The organism is Eubacterium sp. F2, assembly GCF_046244355.1.
Classification (GTDB): domain Bacteria; phylum Bacillota; class Clostridia; order Peptostreptococcales; family Anaerovoracaceae; genus Aminicella.
In genome coordinates, this window is record NZ_CP176393.1 from 907,116 (window position 1) to 925,708 (window position 18,593).

An 18,593-nucleotide genomic window follows, 5' to 3' on the forward strand; every position below is an offset into this window, starting at 1 on the left:
AACCCTGCCTTTTAATAATCGCGATTGCAAAAATGAATCTGGGAAAAATCCATTGACTAAAGATTAACGAATTGATAATATGAATGTGAAATCCGATGAGGTATAGATTGTAACTATGCAATACGGGCTGATGTTTTCCGGGAGATCGCCGCTGCGGGCGGCAGCCGAAGGGGCAAGCAGCACATGCTGTGAAACTTTCAGGTAAAAGGACTGGAAAACGGACTGGATTCTGGATCTATGCAGGAGGACACATCCTCTTTCACATTGCAGACAGAAGGGACGACCGCAGAAATCAGAGCATTCTGCAGGGACGCCCCCCTTTTTTATTCATCGGATGTGCGGGAGACAGAGGGATCTGTCAGAAAGATGCGTTGTTTATGACGCGGAGAGGAGAAGGTCATGGGTACCGGATATATCATCATTACTAACAATCCGATGGTCGATGAGAAGTTCAGCAATACTCATGACGTTGTCTATAAAGAGGTTTCGTATCGGGAAATTCTGGAGGAAGCGATGAACTGGATCATGCAGGGCCATGAACTTCTGACGCATCCGCTTTCCGGCAGCGTGAAACCGAACGAAACCCCGTATAAATCTCTGCTCGTCAGGAAGCAGACAGGCAAGCCGGATGCACGTTCCATAGAGCTGATCGAACGCGCGGTGGAGACCTGCGATAAATTCGAAAAACGCACATTTACGTATAAACCGGGGGTTTATAAGGATTTCCAGCTGGTAGACATGACACTGATCGAAAGCGGCATGTCATCTGCTGATGAGTGGCTGTAATCCGCAGAATCATGTGGGCTGAAGCTGCTGAATATTAGATATATTAACGCTAGGACATTAATTCTAACACTACACTTAATCATTAACAATTCTTCTGAAAAGGAGGGAACCAGATATGAAGCTGGAAATGGGATATATCCACATTACGGATATCCAGTTTGCAGATGAGTCCAAGGTGCAGGACGGCATCCTCTACGTCAGCAAAGAGGAACTGACCAAGCTGGCACTTGAAGATGAACATCTCAAGACTGCGGAGTTCGATATCGCTAAACCAGGAGAGTCTGTCCGCATTACACCGGTTAAGGATGTTATCGAGCCGCGTGTAAAGGTTGAAGGAAACGGCGGAGAATTTCCTGGAGTAGTTTCCAAAGTTGATACCGTAGGATCCGGAAAGACCTATGCACTGAAGGGTATGGCTGTCGTAACCGCCGGCCCGATCGTCGGATTCCAGGAAGGCGTCATCGACATGACCGGCCCGGGAGCTGACTACACACCGTTCTCCAAGACACTGAACCTGGTTATGGTTCTGGAGCCGGTTGACGGAATCAAACAGCACGACTACGAGAGAGCTGTAAGAATGGCCGGATTCCGCGTTGCATCCTATGTCGGCGAGCTCGCAAGAGACCTCACACCGGATGAAACAGAGGTATTTGAGACATGCACCATCAAGGAAGGACTGGAAAAGTACCCGGATCTGCCGAGAGTTGCTTATGTCCAGATGCTGCAGAGCCAGGGACTTCTGCATGATACATACGTTTACGGCGTAGACGCAAAGAAGATCCTGCCGACACTGCTCAGCCCGACAGAGGTTATGGACGGCGCGATCATCTCCGGAAACTGCGTATCCGCATGCGATAAGAACCCTACTTACGTTCATCAGAACAACCCGGTTGTCCACGATCTGTTCAAGCAGCATGGAAAGAAGCTCAACTTCGTCTGCCAGATTATCACCAACGAAAATGTATACCTCGCAGACAAGGAGCGTTCTTCCAATTTCACAGCAAAGCTCTGCAAGATGCTGGATCTGGATGGCGTAATCGTATCTCAGGAAGGATTCGGAAACCCGGATACAGACCTGATCATGAACTGCAAGAAGATTGAGGCGGAAGGCGTAAAGACCGTCATCATCACGGATGAGTATGCTGGAAGAGACGGAAAATCCCAGTCCCTGGCAGATGCTGACGCAGCTGCAGACGCAGTCGTTACCGGCGGAAATGCCAATGAAGTGATTATCCTGCCGAAGATGGACAAGGTAATCGGAACTCTGGCATTCATCAATAAGATCGCCGGAGCCAGTGAAGAAACACTGCGTGAAGACGGATCTCTGGAAGTTGAGCTGCAGGTTATCACAGGCGCAACCAATGAGACAGGCTTCAACAAACTGAGCGCAAGATAAGAGGGGAGGAAGAGAAATGGCTAAACTGAGAGTCGTTCACTACATCAACCAGTTCTTCGCTCAGATCGGCGGAGAGGAGAAGGCTGATTATCCGGCTGAATGCAGACCGGGTGAAGTCGTAGGACCTGGACTGGCCCTGCAGGCTGGACTGAAGGACGAAGCAGAAATCGTCGGAACGATTGTCTGCGGAGATTCCTACTTCAACGAAAATATTGACAAGGCTACCGCAGATATTCTGGAAATGGTTAAGGAACTGAAGCCAGATGTATTCGTAGCAGGACCTGCATTCAACGCAGGCCGTTACGGAGTTGCCTGCGGAACTATGGCTGCTGCTGTTCAGGAAAAACTTGGTGTTCCTTCTCTGACAGGAATGTTTGAGGAGAACCCGGGCGCAGACATGTATAAGAACAAGGTTCTGATCGTTGCGACCAAGAACAGTGCAGCAGGAATGAGAGCAGCTATGAAGAAGATGGCTCCGCTGACTCTGAAGCTCGCAAAGGGTGAGAAGATCGGCGCTTCCTGTGAAGAGGGATATATGCCGAACGGTGTCAGAGTCAACTTCTTCGAGAAGAAGAGAGGTTCTGAGCGTGCCGTTGAGATGCTGCTGAAGAAACTGGCCGGAAAGCCGTTTACAACAGAGTATCCGATGCCGAGTTTCGATCGTGTTGCTCCGAATCCGGCTGTTAAAGATATGTCCAAGGCAACAATCGCTCTGGTTACGTCTGGAGGAATCGTTCCGAAGGGAAATCCGGATCACATCGAAAGCTCTTCCGCATCTCACTATGGTGAGTATGACATTACCGGAGTAACAGACCTGACAGCAGATACCTATGAGACTGCTCATGGCGGATATGACCCGGTTTACGCAAACGAAGACGCAGACCGTGTTCTGCCGGTCGATGTACTGCGTGACATGGAAAAGGAAGGCGTTATCGGCAAGCTGCATAATAAGTACTATGCAACTGTAGGAAACGGAACTGCTGTAGCATCCGCGAAGAAGTTCGCTGCAGAAATCGGAAAGAAACTGAAGAATGACGGTGTAGACGCAGTTATCCTCACTTCCACCTGAGGAACCTGTACGCGTTGCGGTGCAACGATGGTTAAGGAAATCGAGAGAGCTGGCCTGCCGGTAGTTCATATCTGCACAGTTACTCCTATTTCTATGACAGTAGGTGCGAACAGAATCGTTCCTGCTATTGCTATTCCTCATCCTCTGGGCAATCCGGAGCTGGATCATGACGAAGAGAAGGCACTCCGCCGTCATATCGTCGAGAAGGCTCTGAAGGCACTGTCTACAGAGGTAACAGAGCAGACAATTTTCGAGGACTAATGGAAATCCGCGGATGTTGAAATTCCAGTGAATGAAAGTTTAACATACGCGATTAAAAAATTTTGTGAAATATTGCTTTTTCCTATAGCTTTTTGAAGCGAATAGTGATATTATCAATGTAACAAAGTTAAGTAAACATGATTATTTAAATCAGAATAAAAAAGAAAGGAGAGAGATAATGGCTATTTTAAAAGACAAAAAAGTAGTGATTATCGGCGACCGTGACGGAATTCCGGGCGACGCCATCGCAGAATGTGTAAAAACTGCCGGCGGCGAAGTCGTATTCTCGTCCACGGAGTGCTTTGTCTGAACGAGCGCAGGCGCAATGGATCTGGAGAACCAGAGAAGAGTTAAGGAGTTTGCTGAGAAGTACGGCCCGGAGAACGTAGTTGTACTGCTTGGTGCTGCTGAGGGAGAGGCTGCCGGCCTGGCTGCTGAAACCGTTACAGCAGGAGATCCGACTTTCGCAGGTCCGTTGACGAATGTCCAGTTGGGACTTACAGTATACCATGTTGTTGAACCTGAAGTGAAAGAAGAGTTCGATCCTGACGTTTATGACGAGCAGATCAGCATGATGGAGATGGTACTCGACGTTGATGATATCATTGAGGAAATGACAGACATCAGAGATGAGTACTGCAAATATCTCGATAAATAGAAAATAAGTGGCGGAAGGGAGCTGTGATAAACAGCTCCCTTTTGTGGTATATACGAACGGGACATGTTTTATGATCGGATGTAATTTGCAGGATTCTGTATTATACTGGGATGTGTGAATAGAGATTATCAATTGTACAGAAGTATGACGGAATCTTATAATTTTTATTGAGAGGATTTATTTCCCTGCAGATATGCGGCTGGCGTATTGTTTTTATCAATAGCTTTAAAAGGCCTGCTGCAGAGGATTTTTCCGAAGGAAGAAACAAGAAACGGAGAATACAATGCGTAAGGTTTACTTGGATAACGGAAGCACATCATTTCCGAAGGCGCCGGGCACGGGTGAGGCGATGAGTGATTTTATGACCAATGTGGGCTGCAATGTCAGCCGTGGCGGGTATCAGTCTGCGTATGCCATGGGTGAGGTTGTCTATGAGACTCGGGAGCGGTTTGCAAAATTGTTCAACTTTCCTCAGCCGGGTAAGGTGGTATTTACCCCGGGAATCACTTACAGTCTGAATTATGTCATTCAGGGTCTGCTCCGGCCGGGAGATCATCTGATTATTTCCGCGATGGAGCATAATGCGGTTTCCCGTCCGGCATATAAGCTGAAGGAGCACGGTGTGGAAGTAACCGTGTGTCCCTGCGATAAGGAAGGATATCTGGATCTGGACGCGTTTGAGAAGGCGATTAAGAAGAACACACGCCTTGCGGTCATCAATCACGCATCTAATGTTGCGGGAACGCTGCAGGATGCCGAGGCCATCGGCAGAATCTGCATGCACCACGGTGTATATTTTGCTCTGGATACGGCGCAGAGTGCGGGAACGGTTCCGATTGATTTTCAGAAAATGCATCTGGACGCGCTGTGCGTGACCGGACATAAAGGCCTTCTGGGGCCGCAGGGAATCGGCGCACTGATGATGACGGACGCGTTCGCGCAGGAACTTCAGCCGGTGATTCTGGGCGGCACAGGCAGTGTGTCCCACCTGCAGACGATGCCGGATTTCCTGCCGGATAAGTTCGAGGCAGGAACCATGAATCTGCCGGGAATCGTCGGCATGCATAAGGCGCTGGAGTTCATCCTGGAGAAGACGCCGGAGAAGATCGGCGCACAGGAGCTCGACCGGGCGATGCGTTTTATCGATGGACTGAAAGAGATTCCGCAGGCGCATGTCATCGGACCGCAGGGAAGAGAAGGGCGCACAGCAGTTGTTTCTGTGGACTTCGATGAGATCGATAATGCAGAGATGTCCTCAATTCTGGACAGCGAGTTCGGCATCATGACGAGATGCGCACTGCACTGCGCACCGCTGGCGCACAAGACACTGGGAACCTTCCCGGAGGGAACCGTCCGTTTCGCGTTCGGATACTGGACGACGGAGGAAGAGGTGGATTACGCGCTTAATGCCATCCGTTCGGTCTACGCAGAATAAAGAAAAGCGATTGTTCGCCGGGATTTTCCGGCTGAATATATATTATTTTGAAACACAGGAGGTGCCACAATGGCAAAGATTATTGTAGATGCAATGGGCAAGCAGTGCCCGATTCCGGTTGTTATGACCAAGAAACAGGTAGAGAAGCTGGACGGACCGGCAGACGTAGAGGTTCATGTAGATAACGATACAGCCGTTCAGAACGTTACCCGTCTTGGAAACACACTGGGTGCACAGGTTGAGACAGAAAAGATTTCCGACAGCGAGTTCCATATTACTCTGCATGTCGGTCAGGATGCCATCGATGCTGCAGGCGCAGGCAAGGGCCAGGATGCTGTAGAAGCATGTGATGTCGTTGCGGGCAGAAACGTCGTATACGCCTTCACATCTAAATACATGGGAACCGGAGATGACAAGCTCGGCGAAAAGCTGATGAAGAGCTGTATCTACGCAATTACACAGCTGGATAAACTGCCGAAGGCAATGCTGTTCTATAACGGAGGAGCATTCCTGACAACAGAGGGATCTGATGTTCTGGAAGACCTGCAGAAGATGGAGGCAGAAGGCGTTCAGATCATCACATGCGGAACATGCGCTGATTTCTATGGAATCAAAGATAAGGTCAAAGTCGGCATTATCGGAAACATGTACGACATCGTTTCTACCATGAACGATGCAGGTCATGTCGTGAGGCCGTAACTGATGCGCAAAAAAGAAATGAAATTTATCGTGACCTTCCGTTCTACGACGGCGGCTATGGCGATGGAATCCATGGCAAAGGAAAAGGGTCTGCCGGGCCGGCTTGTGCCGGTTCCGCGCAGCATTTCCGCAAGCTGCGGACTCTGCTGGATGGTCCCTGTCGACCAGGAGGACACGATCAGAAATGCCATCGATGAGAAGGAAGCCGATGTACAGGGCTTCTATCACGAGGAGATGTTTTAATGCGGCAGAAGCTCATGAAGAAACTGCCGTACAGCTTCAGCGGCTACCCCTGTCTTGCTGTATACAGCAAGCGTAAAACCTGCGCAGTCTCGGTCAATGGAGAAAAGCAGCAGGTAATCGTACGGGTGCCGCTGAATACTTCAGATCGGAAAGTCCTGCATGTGGTGGAGGAAAGCCGCGGATGGATCGAGAAGCACGTCCGGCAGGTGCAGAACAGAATCGCACAGATGCCGGAAATCGAGCCGATATCCGTGAAGGAGCTTCGTGAACTGGCAGATCAGGCACTGGAAGTGCTTCCAAAGAAAGCGGAGACCTATGCCCGTCAGATGGGCGTATGGTACGGCCGCATTACGATCCGGAATCAGAAAACCCGATGGGGAAGCTGTTCTTCTCAGAGAAATCTGAATTTCAACTGTCTGTTAATGAAAATGCCGGAAGAAGTCCAGGACTATGTGGTGGTGCATGAACTCTGCCACCTGAAAGAAATGAATCACTCCCCGGCCTTCTGGGCAGAAGTGGAGAAGGTTCTTCCCGATTATCGCAGGCGCAGAGCCTGGCTGAAACAATATGGCTCTGTCTATATGGAAGCCATGAAAAAGGGCCTGCAGATCGAAGCAGAAAAGAACATCTGGAGACCAGAATAAGAATAATCGTATGTAAAGGTTCTGACAGGGGAACCTGTTATGTCAGGGCTGATTCAGGTTCAGAACGTTAAGCATGAACAGAAAGCTGCCGCACGAAGCTCACATGAGATCGTGCAGCAGCTTTTTTGCGCCCGATAATCAGATTTACGCCTAAAAAGTCTAAGATTCAGGCATAAATGATGGTCGGTTATTTTTTGTATCCCAGTTCATTCAGCGCCTTGCGGGCGGCTGCTTTGTCGGTCATCCACGGGCGGCGGCCTTCTTCATAGTACATGTAAGTTTCTCCGCCTTTTCCCAGTGTGAGGACCACATCGCCTGCAGAAGCCAGGGAAATGGCCTTGGCGATGCCTTTATCTCTGTCGTGGACAAAGGACCAGCGGCAGGAGGTTTTCTTTACTCCTTCCGCGATCTGTTTCGCGATGTCTTCCGGCTCAGAATCCCGCGGATCCTGTGAAGTCAGAACGACTTCCGTGCAGAATTCTCCGGCAATCCGTCCCATGACCGGGCGCTTGACCACATCACGCTTTCCCGGGCATCCGAAGGCGGCGTAAATCTTTCCGCCGGTTTTATCCGTGATTTCCTTCGCGTAATTGAAAATCTTCTCGTATCCGTCCGGTGTGTGTGCGTAATCGACGACAACCGTGAACGGCTGTCCTTCATCGACTCTGTCCATACGTCCGTCCACCTGCGGAATATCGCGCAGCAGAGGAATGATCTGCTCAAGCGGCATGCCGCATTCATGCATGGCGGCGACGGCACCCAGCAGATTGTAGACGTTATACAGCGCAGCCATATTGGTGCTGACCGGGTATTCTTTTCCGTCATAGCAGAGCGTAAAACTGCAGCCGTCAGCACGCTGGACGATGTCCTTTGCGAAATAGTCGACGGTTTCCGGTGTGCCCGGCTCCGAGTGGCTTCCTTCAATCGGGTAGCCGTTCTCATCTGTTTCCGATTCGCCCTGGTCCGTTCCGTATGTGACATAGCGGCAAGGGCAGCAGTCTTTCAGCCCCTGGATGGAGATTTCATCGTCGGCATTCAGTACAGCGACGGCAGAAGGCTTCAGATTGCGGAAAAGCCGCTTCTTTGCCTCAAAATAGTTTTCCATGGTCTTATGGTAGTCCAGGTGGTCATGGGTCAGGTTGGTGAACACCGCGCAGTCAAAATCCACACTGTCGACCCGGCCTCTGTCCAGCCCCTGGGAGCTGACTTCCATGGCCGCGGCCTGCATGCCGTGATCCAGCATTTCCTTCAGGTTTGCGTGTGTTTCCACCTGATCCGGCGTGGTCAGATTTGCCACGCGGGAATAGTCTCCGTAGCGAATGGCGATCGTTCCCATATAGCCGCAGGGGCGGTAATGGGAATAGATGTCGGAAATCACGCTGGTCAGCGTAGATTTTCCGTTGGTTCCGGTGGCGCCGAATACCGTCATATGACGGCTCGGCTGACCGAAGAAGAGGTCGCAGACGCGGTTCAGTTCCGCGTTCATGTCAGCAGCCTTAATATATACGACGCCCGGCTTCTGCTCCACGTCTTCTGTGATGACGATGGCAGCGGCGCCCTTCTCAGCGGCGGAACCGGCGTAGCGATGTCCGTCCTGCTCGTATCCTTTGATGCAGAAGAACATATATCCCGGCTTTACGGTGCGGGAATCCAGGGTCAGCCCTGTAATTTCCACGTCCGGCTGTCCGGAGAATAGTTCAGATAACAGCATATGATATTCCTCCCGTACTATTTTTCACTGTACTCTGTGTCGCAGTATGCGCAGCGGTAAATGCGGCGCTCCGGATCGACCAGATGGAAGATCTGATCGATGCCCTGCTCGGTAGAAGTGATGCAGCGCGGATTGTGGCAGGAGATGATGTTGGTCAGTGTCTCCGGAAGATTGACCGAACGCTTCTCGCAGACTTTTCCGTTTTTGATGATGTCAACGGTGACGTTACTGTCTACGTAGGCGATCATGTCGTAATTCAGGTCGATCAGGGAATCAATCTTGATGATGTCCTTGCGTCCTTTTTTATTGCTTGTTGCGTTCTGAATGATAGCAACTGTGCAGTCAAGCTTGTCCAGTTTCAGCATCTCATAGATGCGCATGCCTTTTCCGGCTGTGATATGGTCCAGTACGATTCCGTTTGTCAGTCCGTCAATGTTCATGATTTGCCTCCCGTTATTACCTTGCGCAGTTTCTTTTTGTCCTGTAGATGTGTCGTGCTATTTCAGTCCAAGCAGGTAGAGAATCAGTGCCTCGCGGATGTACTTTCCGCAGTGTGCCTGATAGAAGTAGCAGGCTCTCGGATCGCTGTCGACCTCGACGGAGATCTCGTTGACACGCGGCAGCGGATGCATGATGATCATGTCTTTCTTGGCCGGCTTCAGCTTATCCAGGGTGAGGATGTAGCTGTCACGCAGACGGACGTAGTCTTCCTCGTTGAAGAAACGTTCTTTCTGGACACGGGTCATGTACAGGACGTCGAGATCCGGCATTGCATCTTCCAGCTTCTCGTACTCTTTCCACTCGGCGCCGGCGGCATTCATCTTTTCTTTCATGTACTTCGGCAGGCGCAGTTCCGGCGGAGCGATCAGGATGAACTTGACTCCCTTATAGCGCATGAGGGCCTCGATCAGGGAGTGTACGGTGCGGCCGAACTTCAGGTCTCCGCAGAATCCGATGGTGAAGTTGTTCAGGCCGCCCTTCTTGCGGCTGATGGTCAGAAGGTCGGTCAGGGTCTGGGTCGGGTGGAAATGTCCGCCGTCTCCCGCGTTGATGACCGGAACTTCAGAGTGCTCGGAGGCAACCAGCGGCGCACCTTCCTTAGGATGGCGCATGGCGATGATGTCCGCGTAAAGGCTGACGATGTGAATCGTGTCCGCTACGCTTTCGCCCTTGGCTGCGGAGGAAGAGGAGGCTTCGGAGAATCCGATGACGTTTCCGCCCAGTTCCATCATGGCGGCCGTGAAGCTCAGGCGCGTTCTGGTGGAAGGCTCAAAGAACAGGGTCGCGAGTTTCTTATGCGCGCAGATGTCCTGATACTTTTCCGGATTCTCGATGATGTCATTGGCGGTCTTGATCAGATGATCAATCTCCTCAACGGTTAAATCAGTGATATTGATGATGCTTCTCGGATTGTGTTTTACCTCAAGCTTATCCATTCTGTTATTCTCCTCCTCTGATTCTATGTTTTACGTTGTCTGCCAGCTGTCCGGACGCTCTATTTCATCCAGCTTTCATCGGACGGATTGGCGCGGAATTTCAGGATTTTTTCCTTCTCTTCCGGAGTGATGTGACCCATCTCAACAGCGGCGTCCACCAGAGTGTCCAGGGTGCAGAGACTGTGGTTGACCACATTGTGCTCCTTCAGCTTGGCCTCGCTTGCGGAAAGACCGTAAGTGAAGATGCTGGCGATACCGACGACATCGGCTCCGGCTTCTCTCAGAACATCCACCGTTTCACAGGAAGATCCGCCTGTAGAGATCAGATCCTCGATGACAACGGTTTTCTGGCCCGGGATGAGGCGCCCCTCGATCTGGTTGTTTCTGCCGTGGCTCTTATGAGAACCTCTGACATAGCCCATCGGAAGGCCCATCATCTGCGCGGTGATCGCTGCGTGCGGGATGCCGGCGGTGCTGGTGCCCATCAGCAGTTCACACTCCGGATACCAGGTCTGAATCGTATCCCTCAGGCCCTGCTCGATCAGCGTGCGGACATAGGGCGTGGACAGGGTCAGGCGGTTGTCACAGTAGATCGGGCTCTTGATGCCGCTGGCCCAGGTGAACGGATCGTTAGGACGCAGGAATACAGCCTCGATTGAGAGCAGTCCGCGTGCAATGTCTTTTTCTGCAGTCATAGTGATTCTCCTTTTTGTATGTGTATGTTTATATGTTTTCGGACAAAATCCAGACCGGCAAGGGGATTCCTCACCGGGCTGTCCGGAAGTCTGCGATGTTTCGTGCAGTGTGGTTTTCCGTGGCGATCGTGTTTATCTCGCTGTGCCCAGGAAGTCTCTGACGCAGCGCTGATAGGCCTCCACCGGGTTATCGGCCTGCGTGATCGGACGGCCCACCACGATGTAGTCCGAACCGAGAAGCCGGGCTTTTGCCGGTGTGGTGATCCTGGTCTGGTCGTCAGCAGCGGAGTTTTCAAAACGGATTCCCGGGGTGATGGTCATAAAGTCTCTTCCGCAGGCCCGGTGAATCGTTCCCGCTTCCAGAGGCGAACAGACGACCCCGCCGAGTCCTGCGGCTTTCGCGTTCTTCGCGTACTGGGTGACCACTTCCGGAAGAGGGTGATCAATCAGAAGTTCCTTTTCCATGGTTTCCTGACTGGTGGAGGTCAGCTGGGTGACCGCAATCAGAAGCGGGGATCCGCCTTTTGATTCCAGGCCTTCTTTTCCGGCTGCCATCATTTTGATTCCGCCCGCGGCGTGGACATTGGTCATGTCTACCTGCAGGTCCGCGAGACAGGCCATGGCGCGTTTTACGGTATTCGGGATGTCGTGCAGCTTCAGATCCAGGAAAATCTTATGCCCGCGCTTCTTGATTTCCCGTACAATCGAAGGGCCCTCAGCGTAGAAGAGCTCCATGCCGATTTTTACGAACGGCTTCTGTCCGGTGAATTGATCCAGAAAATGGAAGGTGTCTTCTGCGGACGGAAAGTCGCAGGCGATAATAACGTCTTTACTCATGACCAGTCTCCTTTCGTATCTCATTTTCAGGTGTTTTCTGCTATTTATTATATCTCAAACCGGCGGAAAGATGGATTCCTGAAAGGGAATTTTCAAACCGTGTATTTGAGCAAACTTGCTTTATTATGTTAAAGCGCCGCGCCGATGATGTCAGTCAGGGAATCGATATGAAGCCCCTCCATGACAGATGGAAGATCCTCGATGATTTCCTTGCAGGCATAAGGATTGACCAGGTTTGCAGCGCCGATTTCTACGGCAGAGGCTCCGGCCATCATCATTTCAATGACGTCTTCCGCCGTGCTGATTCCGCCCATTCCAATGATTGGAATATTCACTGCATGAGCCGTCTGCCAGACCATGCGCAGGGCAACCGGAAGAACGGCCGGGCCGCTGAGACCGCCGGTCTGGTTGGCCAGAACCGGTTTTTTCTTCTTCAGGTCAATGCGCATTCCCATCAGGGTGTTGATCATGCTGATTCCGTCTGCGCCGGCGCCCTCACAGGCTTTTGCGATTTCCGTGATGTCGGTGACGTTCGGCGTCAGCTTCATGAATACCGGCTTGTGGGTGACACTCTTTACGGCAGCAGTCACTTCTGCAGCTGCCTTCGGGCTGGTCCCGAAACTCATGCCGCCATTGTGAACGTTCGGGCAGCTGATGTTGATTTCCAGGATGCCGACCTGGTCCTGCGCGTCGAGTTTTTCTGAGGTTTCCTTATACTCATCAAGGGAAAATCCGCTGATGTTCGCGATGAGCGGCTTGCTGTAGATCTTTCTGAATTCCGGGAGTTCATGGGCGATGACGTGGTCGACACCCGGATTCTGCAGGCCGACTGAATTCAGCATGCCGGAGCTGCATTCCGCAATGCGCGGAAGCGGGTTGCCGTAACGCTCGTGGAGGGTCGTTCCCTTAAACGAAATCGAGCCCAGAATATTGATATCATAGAGCTTTGCGAATTCCTGGCCGTATCCGAAGGTTCCGCTGGCCGGAATGACCGGATTGTCCAGCGTGATGCCGCAGAGCTCTGTAGAAAGCGGATTTCCGCCTGTTTTACAGTCATGAGACATAATCGATCTGTCCTTTCCTCTGTATCTGAACCGCCCGCCTTTTCTTAAGAAAAGGGACGGAAGAATGCTGCTTGTATTTTCCTACCAGATGACTTCGTCTTTCATGAGAATCGGTCCGTCGGTGCAGATGCGCTTGCTTCCGTATTTTGTCTTGCAGCTGCATCCCATGCAGGCACCGAATCCGCATCCCATGCGCTCTTCAAAACTGAGCTGTCCGTCCGGCATCTGTTCATAGACGGCCTTCAGCATCGGCTCTGGTCCGCAGGTGCAGACGTAATCGTAGTTCATGGTCTTCATGGCATCGGTGACAAAGCCTTTTATGCCGAAGGACCCGTCTGCGGTCGCGATGACTGGGTGAATGCCGAGATCTTCAAAAGGCTGAAGAGGAAGAATGTCTTCCTTTGTATTGAATCCGAGAGCAAGCTGCGGGGTGATGCCTTTTTCCTTCAGTTCTTTCGCGATGCCGTACATCGGAGGCATGCCGATGCCGCCTGCAGCCAGCAGGGTGTTTTCTGTGCAGAGGCTGACGTCAAAGCCGTTGCCGAGCGGCAGGAGCACGTCAAGCGTCTGGCCCGGAGTCATCTGGCTCATCGATTTTGTCCCGCGGCCCAGAAGCTTATACAGAATGGAAACCCAAGTCTCTCCGTGGTCGTAAATAGATATTGGCCGGCGCAGGAAAAATCCGTCGAGACGGATGTTGATGAACTGCCCCGGCGCGGAAATCCCGCTGCAGTTTCCGGAAAGCTTCATGAACCAGGTGTCGCGGGTTACCTGTGTGTTTTCTTCAATTGTCAGAATCTGTCTGTCCATAGCAGTCCTTTCTGATGCATTGTCTATCGGCGATTTATGATGGGTAAGGGGAAAGGCGGTTAATCCAGGCGTTTCAGCCCGCCCCGGTCTGCGGAAATCTGTCCGCAGCAGAAGGTCATGACGGCCTTTCCCTGAACGTCCCATCCGTCAAATGGGCAGGAATGGCCCATGCTCTTGAAGGCATCTGCGCGGAGGGTGTATGGCGTGTGCAGATCCAGGACGGTGATGTCCGCGGATCCCGGCAGGAGCAGGCCGCCGTCGGCTTTCTGTTCTGCCTGTGCGGTTTCCAGAGTTGTTCCCGGAAGGCTGAAGCGGCGTCTCGGTGCGAAGCACATCAGCTCCAGCAGACGGTCCATGCTGAGGATGCCCGGAAGGACGAGGCGGGAGTAAAGCACCGGGAAGGCGCTCTCCAGTCCCACGATGCCGTTGGCGCTCTTCAGAAGGCCTTTGGCTTTCTCTTCGGCGGAATGCGGAGCGTGGTCCGTGGCGATCATGTCGACGGTTCCGTCGATAACGGCGTCCAGCATGGCTTTCCGGTCCGCTTCGGAGCGGAGCGGCGGATTCATCTTGAAGCGGCCGCTGGACGGGTCGTCCGGGTTGATCTTGAAGAGGTCTTCTTCAGAGAGGACCAGGTAATGCGGGCCGGTTTCGCAGGTCACATTTACGCCGGATTTCTTCGCGTCGCGGATGACCTGGATGGATTCTTTTGTGGAAACATGGCAGACGTGATAGGCGCAGCCGGTTTCCTCCGCCAGCCGGCAGTCCCGCTCGATCTGCTTCCATTCGCTTTCCGAGCTGATTCCCTTCCAGCCGATGGACTCTGCGTAGCGGCCGGCGTGGATGGCAGAACCACCGAGAAGAGACTCATCTTCACAGTGCGCCGTGATTATCTTTCCCAGAGCCTGCGCCTTTTCCATGGCCTCACGCATGCGCTCCTCTGTCTGTACGCCTTTTCCGTCGTCGGTAAATGCGCAGACATGCGGTGCCAGAGCCTCCATGTCCGAGAGGGCGCTTCTTCCGTCCTGCTTCATCGTGATCGCGCCGTAAGGAATGGCGTGGATGACACTGTCCCGCTTAATGATGTCCGTCTGCGCCTTCAGCCCTTCTATAGTAGAAGGCTTCGGCTTCAGATTCGGCATCGGGCAGACACAAGTATATCCGCCGTAAGCGCCCGCCAGGCTTCCCGTGCGGATCGTCTCTTTATAAGAAAACCCGGGTTCGCGGAAGTGAACGTGCACATCTGCAAATCCGGGTACAATTGCGTAATCATCAGCGTCAAAGGAACAATCCGCAGCACTTTCAGAAGCTGCCGCGTTGTCGGAAGAATATACGCTGATTCCGTCTTCACTGACTAACAGATCCGCCTTTTTAAATGCGTGATCCAGATAAACGGTTCCATTCTTCAGCAGTGTTTTCATTTCTATCTCCTTCCTGATTCAGAGGGATCGAAACCCTTGCTCCTCGATTTTTGCCTAAACTTTCAATAAGGTATCACAGATGCCGGTTGTTGTCAAGCCTGCTGCGTCCCGGCCCCGATGCTCTGGAAGAAAGCGACGACGAGGTTGTGGTGATACAGCGCCGAGGCCAGAAACGAGCTGTTCAGCTGCGTCTGCAGCCAGGTCTGGGTGTCCGCGGCCAGAAGCGGCAGGGTCAGCTTCAGCAGGGACAAAAGGATACAGACATATAAAATCCCAAGGAGAAGCCCTGCGGCTCCGCCCAGGACTCCGTCCAGCGCTCCGATGACGCCGCCGTGATGGCTGCGGGAAAAGAGCGCGATGATGATCGTCCCGATGATTTTTACGCCGATATAAATCAGGAGCAGGGCCAGAATGGATATGACGATGCCGGTGATCACAGAAGCGGCGTATTCCGCTGTGGTATTGGCGGCGTTGTCCGCCGCGTTCTGCAGAAAATCCGGAAGAGACAGTGTCCCTCCTGATTCCTGAAAGCGCTTTAACAGCAGGTTCTTGAAAAAGGACTCAAGACCGCTGTCTATAGATGTATGATCAATCAGATACTGTTTCAGATTGTCGGAATATAAAAGGGAAAAAATCGCAAGGGCAATCCACTGGATCAGATGGACGACCGAGACGACGAATCCTTTAAATGCATGCCGGATGGCGGCGATGACGATGATAATAATGGCGATGATGTCGAGTATCATAAATCCGGGAGCCTCCCTGCCCGGTGGTGTTTTGTCCTGAAAAAAGCCGGAAACAGCCGTCTGCAGTCTTTCCCGGGAGAGCATCCGGAGAATGCCCGCGGCGGGGACTGCGGCGCCTGCTAACAGTATAGCGTGAAAAAAGGGGAATGTTCAATGAAATGCCGGGATTCTTCTGCATAAATATCAGTACGATTATCTTGAATACTGAAAAGAAGTGATGTATACTTTCTAGGTATATGAGCAGAAATATATTTATGGAAGAAGCGCTGAAGGAAGCACAGAAAGCAGCTGCTCTCGGGGAAATCCCGATTGGCGCGGTCATCGTGCGTGACGGGGAAATCATCGCGCGCGGGCATAATCTGACGGAGACACAGAAGGATCCGACGGTGCATGCGGAGATGAACGCGATTCGGCAGGCTGCGGCATATCTGGGCGGCTGGCGTCTGACCGGCTGTTCGATGTATGTGACCTGTGAACCCTGTGCGATGTGTGCGGGCGCGCTGGTCTGGTCCCGCATGGAGAATTTATTTATCGGAACGATGGATCCCAAGGCAGGAGCCTGCGGGTCTGTTTTCAATGTTGCGGAAAATCCGCGTCTGAACCACTGCATTCATGTGGAACGCGGGATCATGCAGGAAGAATGTGCGGACCAGCTGAAGCAGTTCTTCAAGGGGCTCAGGCTGCGCAGAAAGCGCGGCAGAAACCATCCAGCGGCAGAATCGGAGGAAATTAAAGAATGAAAAATACGTTTAAAAGGGCAGGCGCGGTTTTGAGTCTGGCGGTAATCCTTGCGATGTTCATGGCAATGTTTTCTTTTGCCGACTCATCCCTGAAAATCAATAAGACTTACCCTGCAAATAATGCAACGAGCACGACCAAGGAGAACATGTGTGTCAAAGTGTATTTTGACCGTCCGGTCGGAAATGCCGCATCCAAGAAGGCAAATGCGAATAAATTCAAGATTGCCGATAAAAACGGCCACAAGCTGCCGGTAAAGATCTACTACAGTAAGAGCAACACCAAATACGCGCTGATTCTGGTGGACACCGCCAAGGTTCCGCAGAAGGGTGATAAGGCGATTCAGGACAACCAGTACTACACTTGCACCATTTCCAGCGGATTCCGCGCAAACGACGGCTCTACGCTGAGCGCTGACAAAACCATCCGTTTCAAGACACTGAACCAGAGACGTTATACCGCAGGTTATATGGTGATGATGGTCCTGATGTTCGGCGGAATGATGTTCTTCAGCGTAAGACAGATGCGCAATCAGAACAACGGAACAGACGCAGAAAAGAAGAAGGACGAGTCTGAGGCACCGTTTAATCCGTATAAAGAGGCAAAGAAGACGGGCAAGGATGTACAGACAGTCATCGCCGAGCACGCAAAAGAAGAAAAGAAGGAAGCCCGCAAGCATAAGAATAAAAAGAAGAAGCTGACGGACGACGAGAAGTTCAGACTGGAAGAAGAGAAAGTCAAGAAGGAACTTCGCGACGACTACTTCCATGTTAATAAACCGATGCCGATCCGTGCTGCCGGTGCAAAGTACAGAACCGGAAGAGCGGCACGTGCGGCGGCGCTGAAGAAAAAGCGTGCGGAGGAAAAAGCTGCACGGAAGGCCAACGGCTATGGGAAAAACAGTAAAAACAACAAAAAGAAAGGCAGATAACCGCGGGAAAAGCGGAGAAATCGGAGAAGGTCGGATCCTTCTCCGTTCTTTTGCCAAAATTAATTTTTCGATCGATGTCGGTGCACCCGGGGATGCCGGATTTCATCCGGTGGACATGGTGATGCAGCAGATTGGATTCCATGATAACGTCGTGGTAAGTTTCCATCCGGATTACAGAAAGCCGCGGGGGAAACATGAAATCCATATCGCATGCAACCGTCCCTATCTTCCGGTGGACAGCCGGAACCTTGCTTATCGGGCGGCGGAGCTGATGTCCGCTGAGGCTGGCAGCAGTGTTCCCGGAGGAGTAATCGAGATCCGGCTGCGTAAGATGATTCCGATTGCGGCAGGGCTGGCCGGCGGGAGCGGGAACGCGGCTGCGGTCATTCACGCGCTGAATGTGCTGTGGCGGCGGAGAATGAAGCTGCCGGAGATCATGGAACTGTGCGCGCAGCTGGGTTCCGATGTGCCTTTCTGCGCAATGGGGCAGGCCCGTCTGAACCGCTGTCTTCCGCGTATCGTGCGGGAAGATCGGTTCGCTGCAGCGTGCGCGAGGGCCCGGGGAACCGGAACCAGGCTGCAGCCGCTTCAGGGAATCCGGATGCCGGCGGTTATCGTAAAGCCGCGCCACGGAGTTTCCACTGCAGAAGTGTACCGGGGGATTGACTCCTGCACCATTACGGAAAGGCCGGATAATGACCGCCTGATCAGAAGAATGCAGAGCGGAGATCCGGAAATGTTTGCGGAATTCATCAATGTCCTGGAACGCTACACGCTGAACGCCTATCCAGATGTTGCCGGGCTGAAAGAACGCCTGGCAGAAACCGGCGCCAGAGTCGTTCTGATGAGCGGCAGCGGTCCGACTGTGTTCGGACTGTATGATACGCTGGATCAGGCAAAAGCTGTCTGTGACCGGCTGCGCGGAGAGAAGATTGAGGCGTACTGGACAGAGACGGTGACGGAGCCGGAGAAAAGGCCATAAGCGCCGTGCGGCCGTTCATTTGTTTTTCAATACC

Annotated in this window: 20 protein-coding genes and 1 riboswitch; of the genes, 11 read left to right on the top strand and 9 right to left on the bottom strand. The window is 52.3% G+C overall.

Features of this window, described 5'->3' with window-relative positions:
* Positions 1-128: 128 nt before the first annotated feature.
* Positions 129-223: riboswitch (glycine riboswitch) on the top strand.
* A gap of 176 nt (positions 224-399) precedes the next feature.
* The 8 genes from ACI77B_RS03725 (at position 400) to ACI77B_RS03760 (ending at position 7,191) form a co-directional block, all read left to right on the top strand.
* Positions 400-786, top strand: coding sequence for a GrdX family protein (locus tag ACI77B_RS03725; protein WP_409337431.1), 387 nt, complete (start codon positions 400-402; stop codon positions 784-786).
* A gap of 115 nt (positions 787-901) precedes the next feature.
* Positions 902-2,182 carry a glycine/sarcosine/betaine reductase component B subunit gene (locus tag ACI77B_RS03730; RefSeq protein WP_409337432.1) on the top strand — a complete coding sequence of 427 codons (1,281 nt, stop codon included), beginning with the start codon at positions 902-904 and terminating at the stop codon, positions 2,180-2,182.
* A gap of 16 nt (positions 2,183-2,198) precedes the next feature.
* Positions 2,199-3,512, top strand: coding sequence for a glycine reductase complex selenoprotein B (gene grdB / locus ACI77B_RS03735; protein ID WP_409337433.1), 1,314 nt, complete (start codon positions 2,199-2,201; stop codon positions 3,510-3,512).
* A 178-nt stretch (positions 3,513-3,690) separates the two neighbouring features.
* Complete coding sequence (gene grdA, locus ACI77B_RS03740; RefSeq protein ID WP_409337434.1) at positions 3,691-4,170, top strand: glycine/sarcosine/betaine reductase complex selenoprotein A; 480 nt, start codon at positions 3,691-3,693, stop codon at positions 4,168-4,170.
* 283 nt (positions 4,171-4,453) lie between these two features.
* Complete coding sequence (locus tag ACI77B_RS03745) at positions 4,454-5,605, top strand: aminotransferase class V-fold PLP-dependent enzyme (protein WP_409337435.1); 1,152 nt, start codon at positions 4,454-4,456, stop codon at positions 5,603-5,605.
* A gap of 69 nt (positions 5,606-5,674) precedes the next feature.
* Positions 5,675-6,304: a sulfurtransferase-like selenium metabolism protein YedF gene (gene yedF, locus ACI77B_RS03750; protein ID WP_409337436.1), complete on the top strand. Its 630-nt coding sequence runs from the start codon at positions 5,675-5,677 to the stop codon at positions 6,302-6,304.
* 3 nt (positions 6,305-6,307) lie between these two features.
* Positions 6,308-6,547, top strand: a complete 240-nt coding sequence (locus ACI77B_RS03755; protein ID WP_409337437.1) for a DUF3343 domain-containing protein — start codon at positions 6,308-6,310, stop codon at positions 6,545-6,547.
* Positions 6,547-7,191 (top strand): M48 family metallopeptidase, encoded by a 645-nt coding sequence (locus ACI77B_RS03760; RefSeq protein WP_409337438.1) that lies wholly within the window; start codon positions 6,547-6,549, stop codon positions 7,189-7,191. The genes ACI77B_RS03755 and ACI77B_RS03760 overlap by 1 nt, the downstream gene beginning before the upstream one ends.
* 187 nt (positions 7,192-7,378) lie before the next feature.
* On the opposite strand, the gene ACI77B_RS03765 is transcribed toward ACI77B_RS03760, so the two are convergent.
* The 9 genes from ACI77B_RS03765 to ACI77B_RS03805 form a co-directional block, all read right to left on the bottom strand.
* Positions 7,379-8,902: a UDP-N-acetylmuramoyl-L-alanyl-D-glutamate--2,6-diaminopimelate ligase gene (locus ACI77B_RS03765; protein WP_409337439.1), complete on the bottom strand. Its 1,524-nt coding sequence runs from the start codon at positions 8,900-8,902 to the stop codon at positions 7,379-7,381.
* A 17-nt stretch (positions 8,903-8,919) separates the two neighbouring features.
* On the bottom strand, positions 8,920-9,345 hold the full coding sequence (locus ACI77B_RS03770) for an aspartate carbamoyltransferase regulatory subunit (RefSeq protein ID WP_409337692.1): 426 nt from the start codon (positions 9,343-9,345) through the stop codon (positions 8,920-8,922).
* Between the two features lie 54 nt (positions 9,346-9,399).
* Positions 9,400-10,338, bottom strand: a complete 939-nt coding sequence (gene pyrB, locus ACI77B_RS03775) for an aspartate carbamoyltransferase (RefSeq protein WP_409337440.1) — start codon at positions 10,336-10,338, stop codon at positions 9,400-9,402.
* Between the two features lie 59 nt (positions 10,339-10,397).
* Entirely contained in the window at positions 10,398-11,033 is a 636-nt protein-coding gene (gene pyrE / locus ACI77B_RS03780; protein ID WP_409337441.1) for an orotate phosphoribosyltransferase, read from the bottom strand.
* Positions 11,034-11,165: 132 nt separating this feature from the next.
* Positions 11,166-11,870, bottom strand: a complete 705-nt coding sequence (pyrF, locus tag ACI77B_RS03785; RefSeq protein WP_409337442.1) for an orotidine-5'-phosphate decarboxylase — start codon at positions 11,868-11,870, stop codon at positions 11,166-11,168.
* A 128-nt stretch (positions 11,871-11,998) separates the two neighbouring features.
* Positions 11,999-12,934: a dihydroorotate dehydrogenase gene (locus ACI77B_RS03790; protein WP_409337443.1), complete on the bottom strand. Its 936-nt coding sequence runs from the start codon at positions 12,932-12,934 to the stop codon at positions 11,999-12,001.
* A gap of 81 nt (positions 12,935-13,015) precedes the next feature.
* Positions 13,016-13,744 (bottom strand): dihydroorotate dehydrogenase electron transfer subunit, encoded by a 729-nt coding sequence (locus ACI77B_RS03795; RefSeq protein ID WP_409337444.1) that lies wholly within the window; start codon positions 13,742-13,744, stop codon positions 13,016-13,018.
* 59 nt (positions 13,745-13,803) lie between these two features.
* Positions 13,804-15,162 (bottom strand): dihydroorotase, encoded by a 1,359-nt coding sequence (locus ACI77B_RS03800; protein ID WP_409337445.1) that lies wholly within the window; start codon positions 15,160-15,162, stop codon positions 13,804-13,806.
* A gap of 92 nt (positions 15,163-15,254) precedes the next feature.
* Positions 15,255-15,908 (bottom strand): CvpA family protein, encoded by a 654-nt coding sequence (locus ACI77B_RS03805; RefSeq protein WP_409337446.1) that lies wholly within the window; start codon positions 15,906-15,908, stop codon positions 15,255-15,257.
* 236 nt (positions 15,909-16,144) lie between these two features.
* Here ACI77B_RS03805 and tadA point away from each other — a divergent pair, with 236 nt between their 5' ends.
* The 3 genes from tadA to ACI77B_RS03820 are packed head-to-tail and all read left to right on the top strand — an operon-like array spanning position 16,145 to position 18,559.
* The gene (tadA, locus tag ACI77B_RS03810; RefSeq protein ID WP_409337447.1) at positions 16,145-16,648 is read left to right on the top strand and encodes a tRNA adenosine(34) deaminase TadA; all 504 of its coding nucleotides are present in this window, start codon (positions 16,145-16,147) and stop codon (positions 16,646-16,648) included.
* Positions 16,645-17,577 carry an Ig-like domain-containing protein gene (locus ACI77B_RS03815; RefSeq protein WP_409337448.1) on the top strand — a complete coding sequence of 311 codons (933 nt, stop codon included), beginning with the start codon at positions 16,645-16,647 and terminating at the stop codon, positions 17,575-17,577. Before tadA ends, ACI77B_RS03815 begins: the two co-directional genes overlap by 4 nt.
* Positions 17,537-18,559, top strand: a complete 1,023-nt coding sequence (locus ACI77B_RS03820) for a 4-(cytidine 5'-diphospho)-2-C-methyl-D-erythritol kinase (protein WP_409337449.1) — start codon at positions 17,537-17,539, stop codon at positions 18,557-18,559. Before ACI77B_RS03815 ends, ACI77B_RS03820 begins: the two co-directional genes overlap by 41 nt.
* Positions 18,560-18,593 lie beyond the last annotated feature (34 nt).

Bases quoted from the DNA above. Each gene is read 5' to 3' on its own strand.
- ACI77B_RS03725 (WP_409337431.1), top strand. From the start codon at position 400: ATGGGTACCGGATATATCATCATTACTAACAATCCGATGGTCGATGAG.
- ACI77B_RS03730 (WP_409337432.1), top strand. From the start codon at position 902: ATGAAGCTGGAAATGGGATATATCCACATTACGGATATCCAGTTTGCA.
- ACI77B_RS03745 (WP_409337435.1), top strand. From the start codon at position 4,454: ATGCGTAAGGTTTACTTGGATAACGGAAGCACATCATTTCCGAAGGCG.
- yedF (WP_409337436.1), top strand. From the start codon at position 5,675: ATGGCAAAGATTATTGTAGATGCAATGGGCAAGCAGTGCCCGATTCCG.
- ACI77B_RS03755 (WP_409337437.1), top strand. From the start codon at position 6,308: ATGCGCAAAAAAGAAATGAAATTTATCGTGACCTTCCGTTCTACGACG.
- ACI77B_RS03760 (WP_409337438.1), top strand. From the start codon at position 6,547: ATGCGGCAGAAGCTCATGAAGAAACTGCCGTACAGCTTCAGCGGCTAC.
- ACI77B_RS03765 (WP_409337439.1), bottom strand. From the start codon at position 8,902: ATGCTGTTATCTGAACTATTCTCCGGACAGCCGGACGTGGAAATTACA.
- pyrB (WP_409337440.1), bottom strand. From the start codon at position 10,338: ATGGATAAGCTTGAGGTAAAACACAATCCGAGAAGCATCATCAATATC.
- pyrE (WP_409337441.1), bottom strand. From the start codon at position 11,033: ATGACTGCAGAAAAAGACATTGCACGCGGACTGCTCTCAATCGAGGCT.
- pyrF (WP_409337442.1), bottom strand. From the start codon at position 11,870: ATGAGTAAAGACGTTATTATCGCCTGCGACTTTCCGTCCGCAGAAGAC.
- ACI77B_RS03790 (WP_409337443.1), bottom strand. From the start codon at position 12,934: ATGTCTCATGACTGTAAAACAGGCGGAAATCCGCTTTCTACAGAGCTC.
- ACI77B_RS03795 (WP_409337444.1), bottom strand. From the start codon at position 13,744: ATGGACAGACAGATTCTGACAATTGAAGAAAACACACAGGTAACCCGC.
- ACI77B_RS03800 (WP_409337445.1), bottom strand. From the start codon at position 15,162: ATGAAAACACTGCTGAAGAATGGAACCGTTTATCTGGATCACGCATTT.
- ACI77B_RS03805 (WP_409337446.1), bottom strand. From the start codon at position 15,908: ATGATACTCGACATCATCGCCATTATTATCATCGTCATCGCCGCCATC.
- tadA (WP_409337447.1), top strand. From the start codon at position 16,145: ATGAGCAGAAATATATTTATGGAAGAAGCGCTGAAGGAAGCACAGAAA.
- ACI77B_RS03815 (WP_409337448.1), top strand. From the start codon at position 16,645: ATGAAAAATACGTTTAAAAGGGCAGGCGCGGTTTTGAGTCTGGCGGTA.
- ACI77B_RS03820 (WP_409337449.1), top strand. From the start codon at position 17,537: ATGGGAAAAACAGTAAAAACAACAAAAAGAAAGGCAGATAACCGCGGG.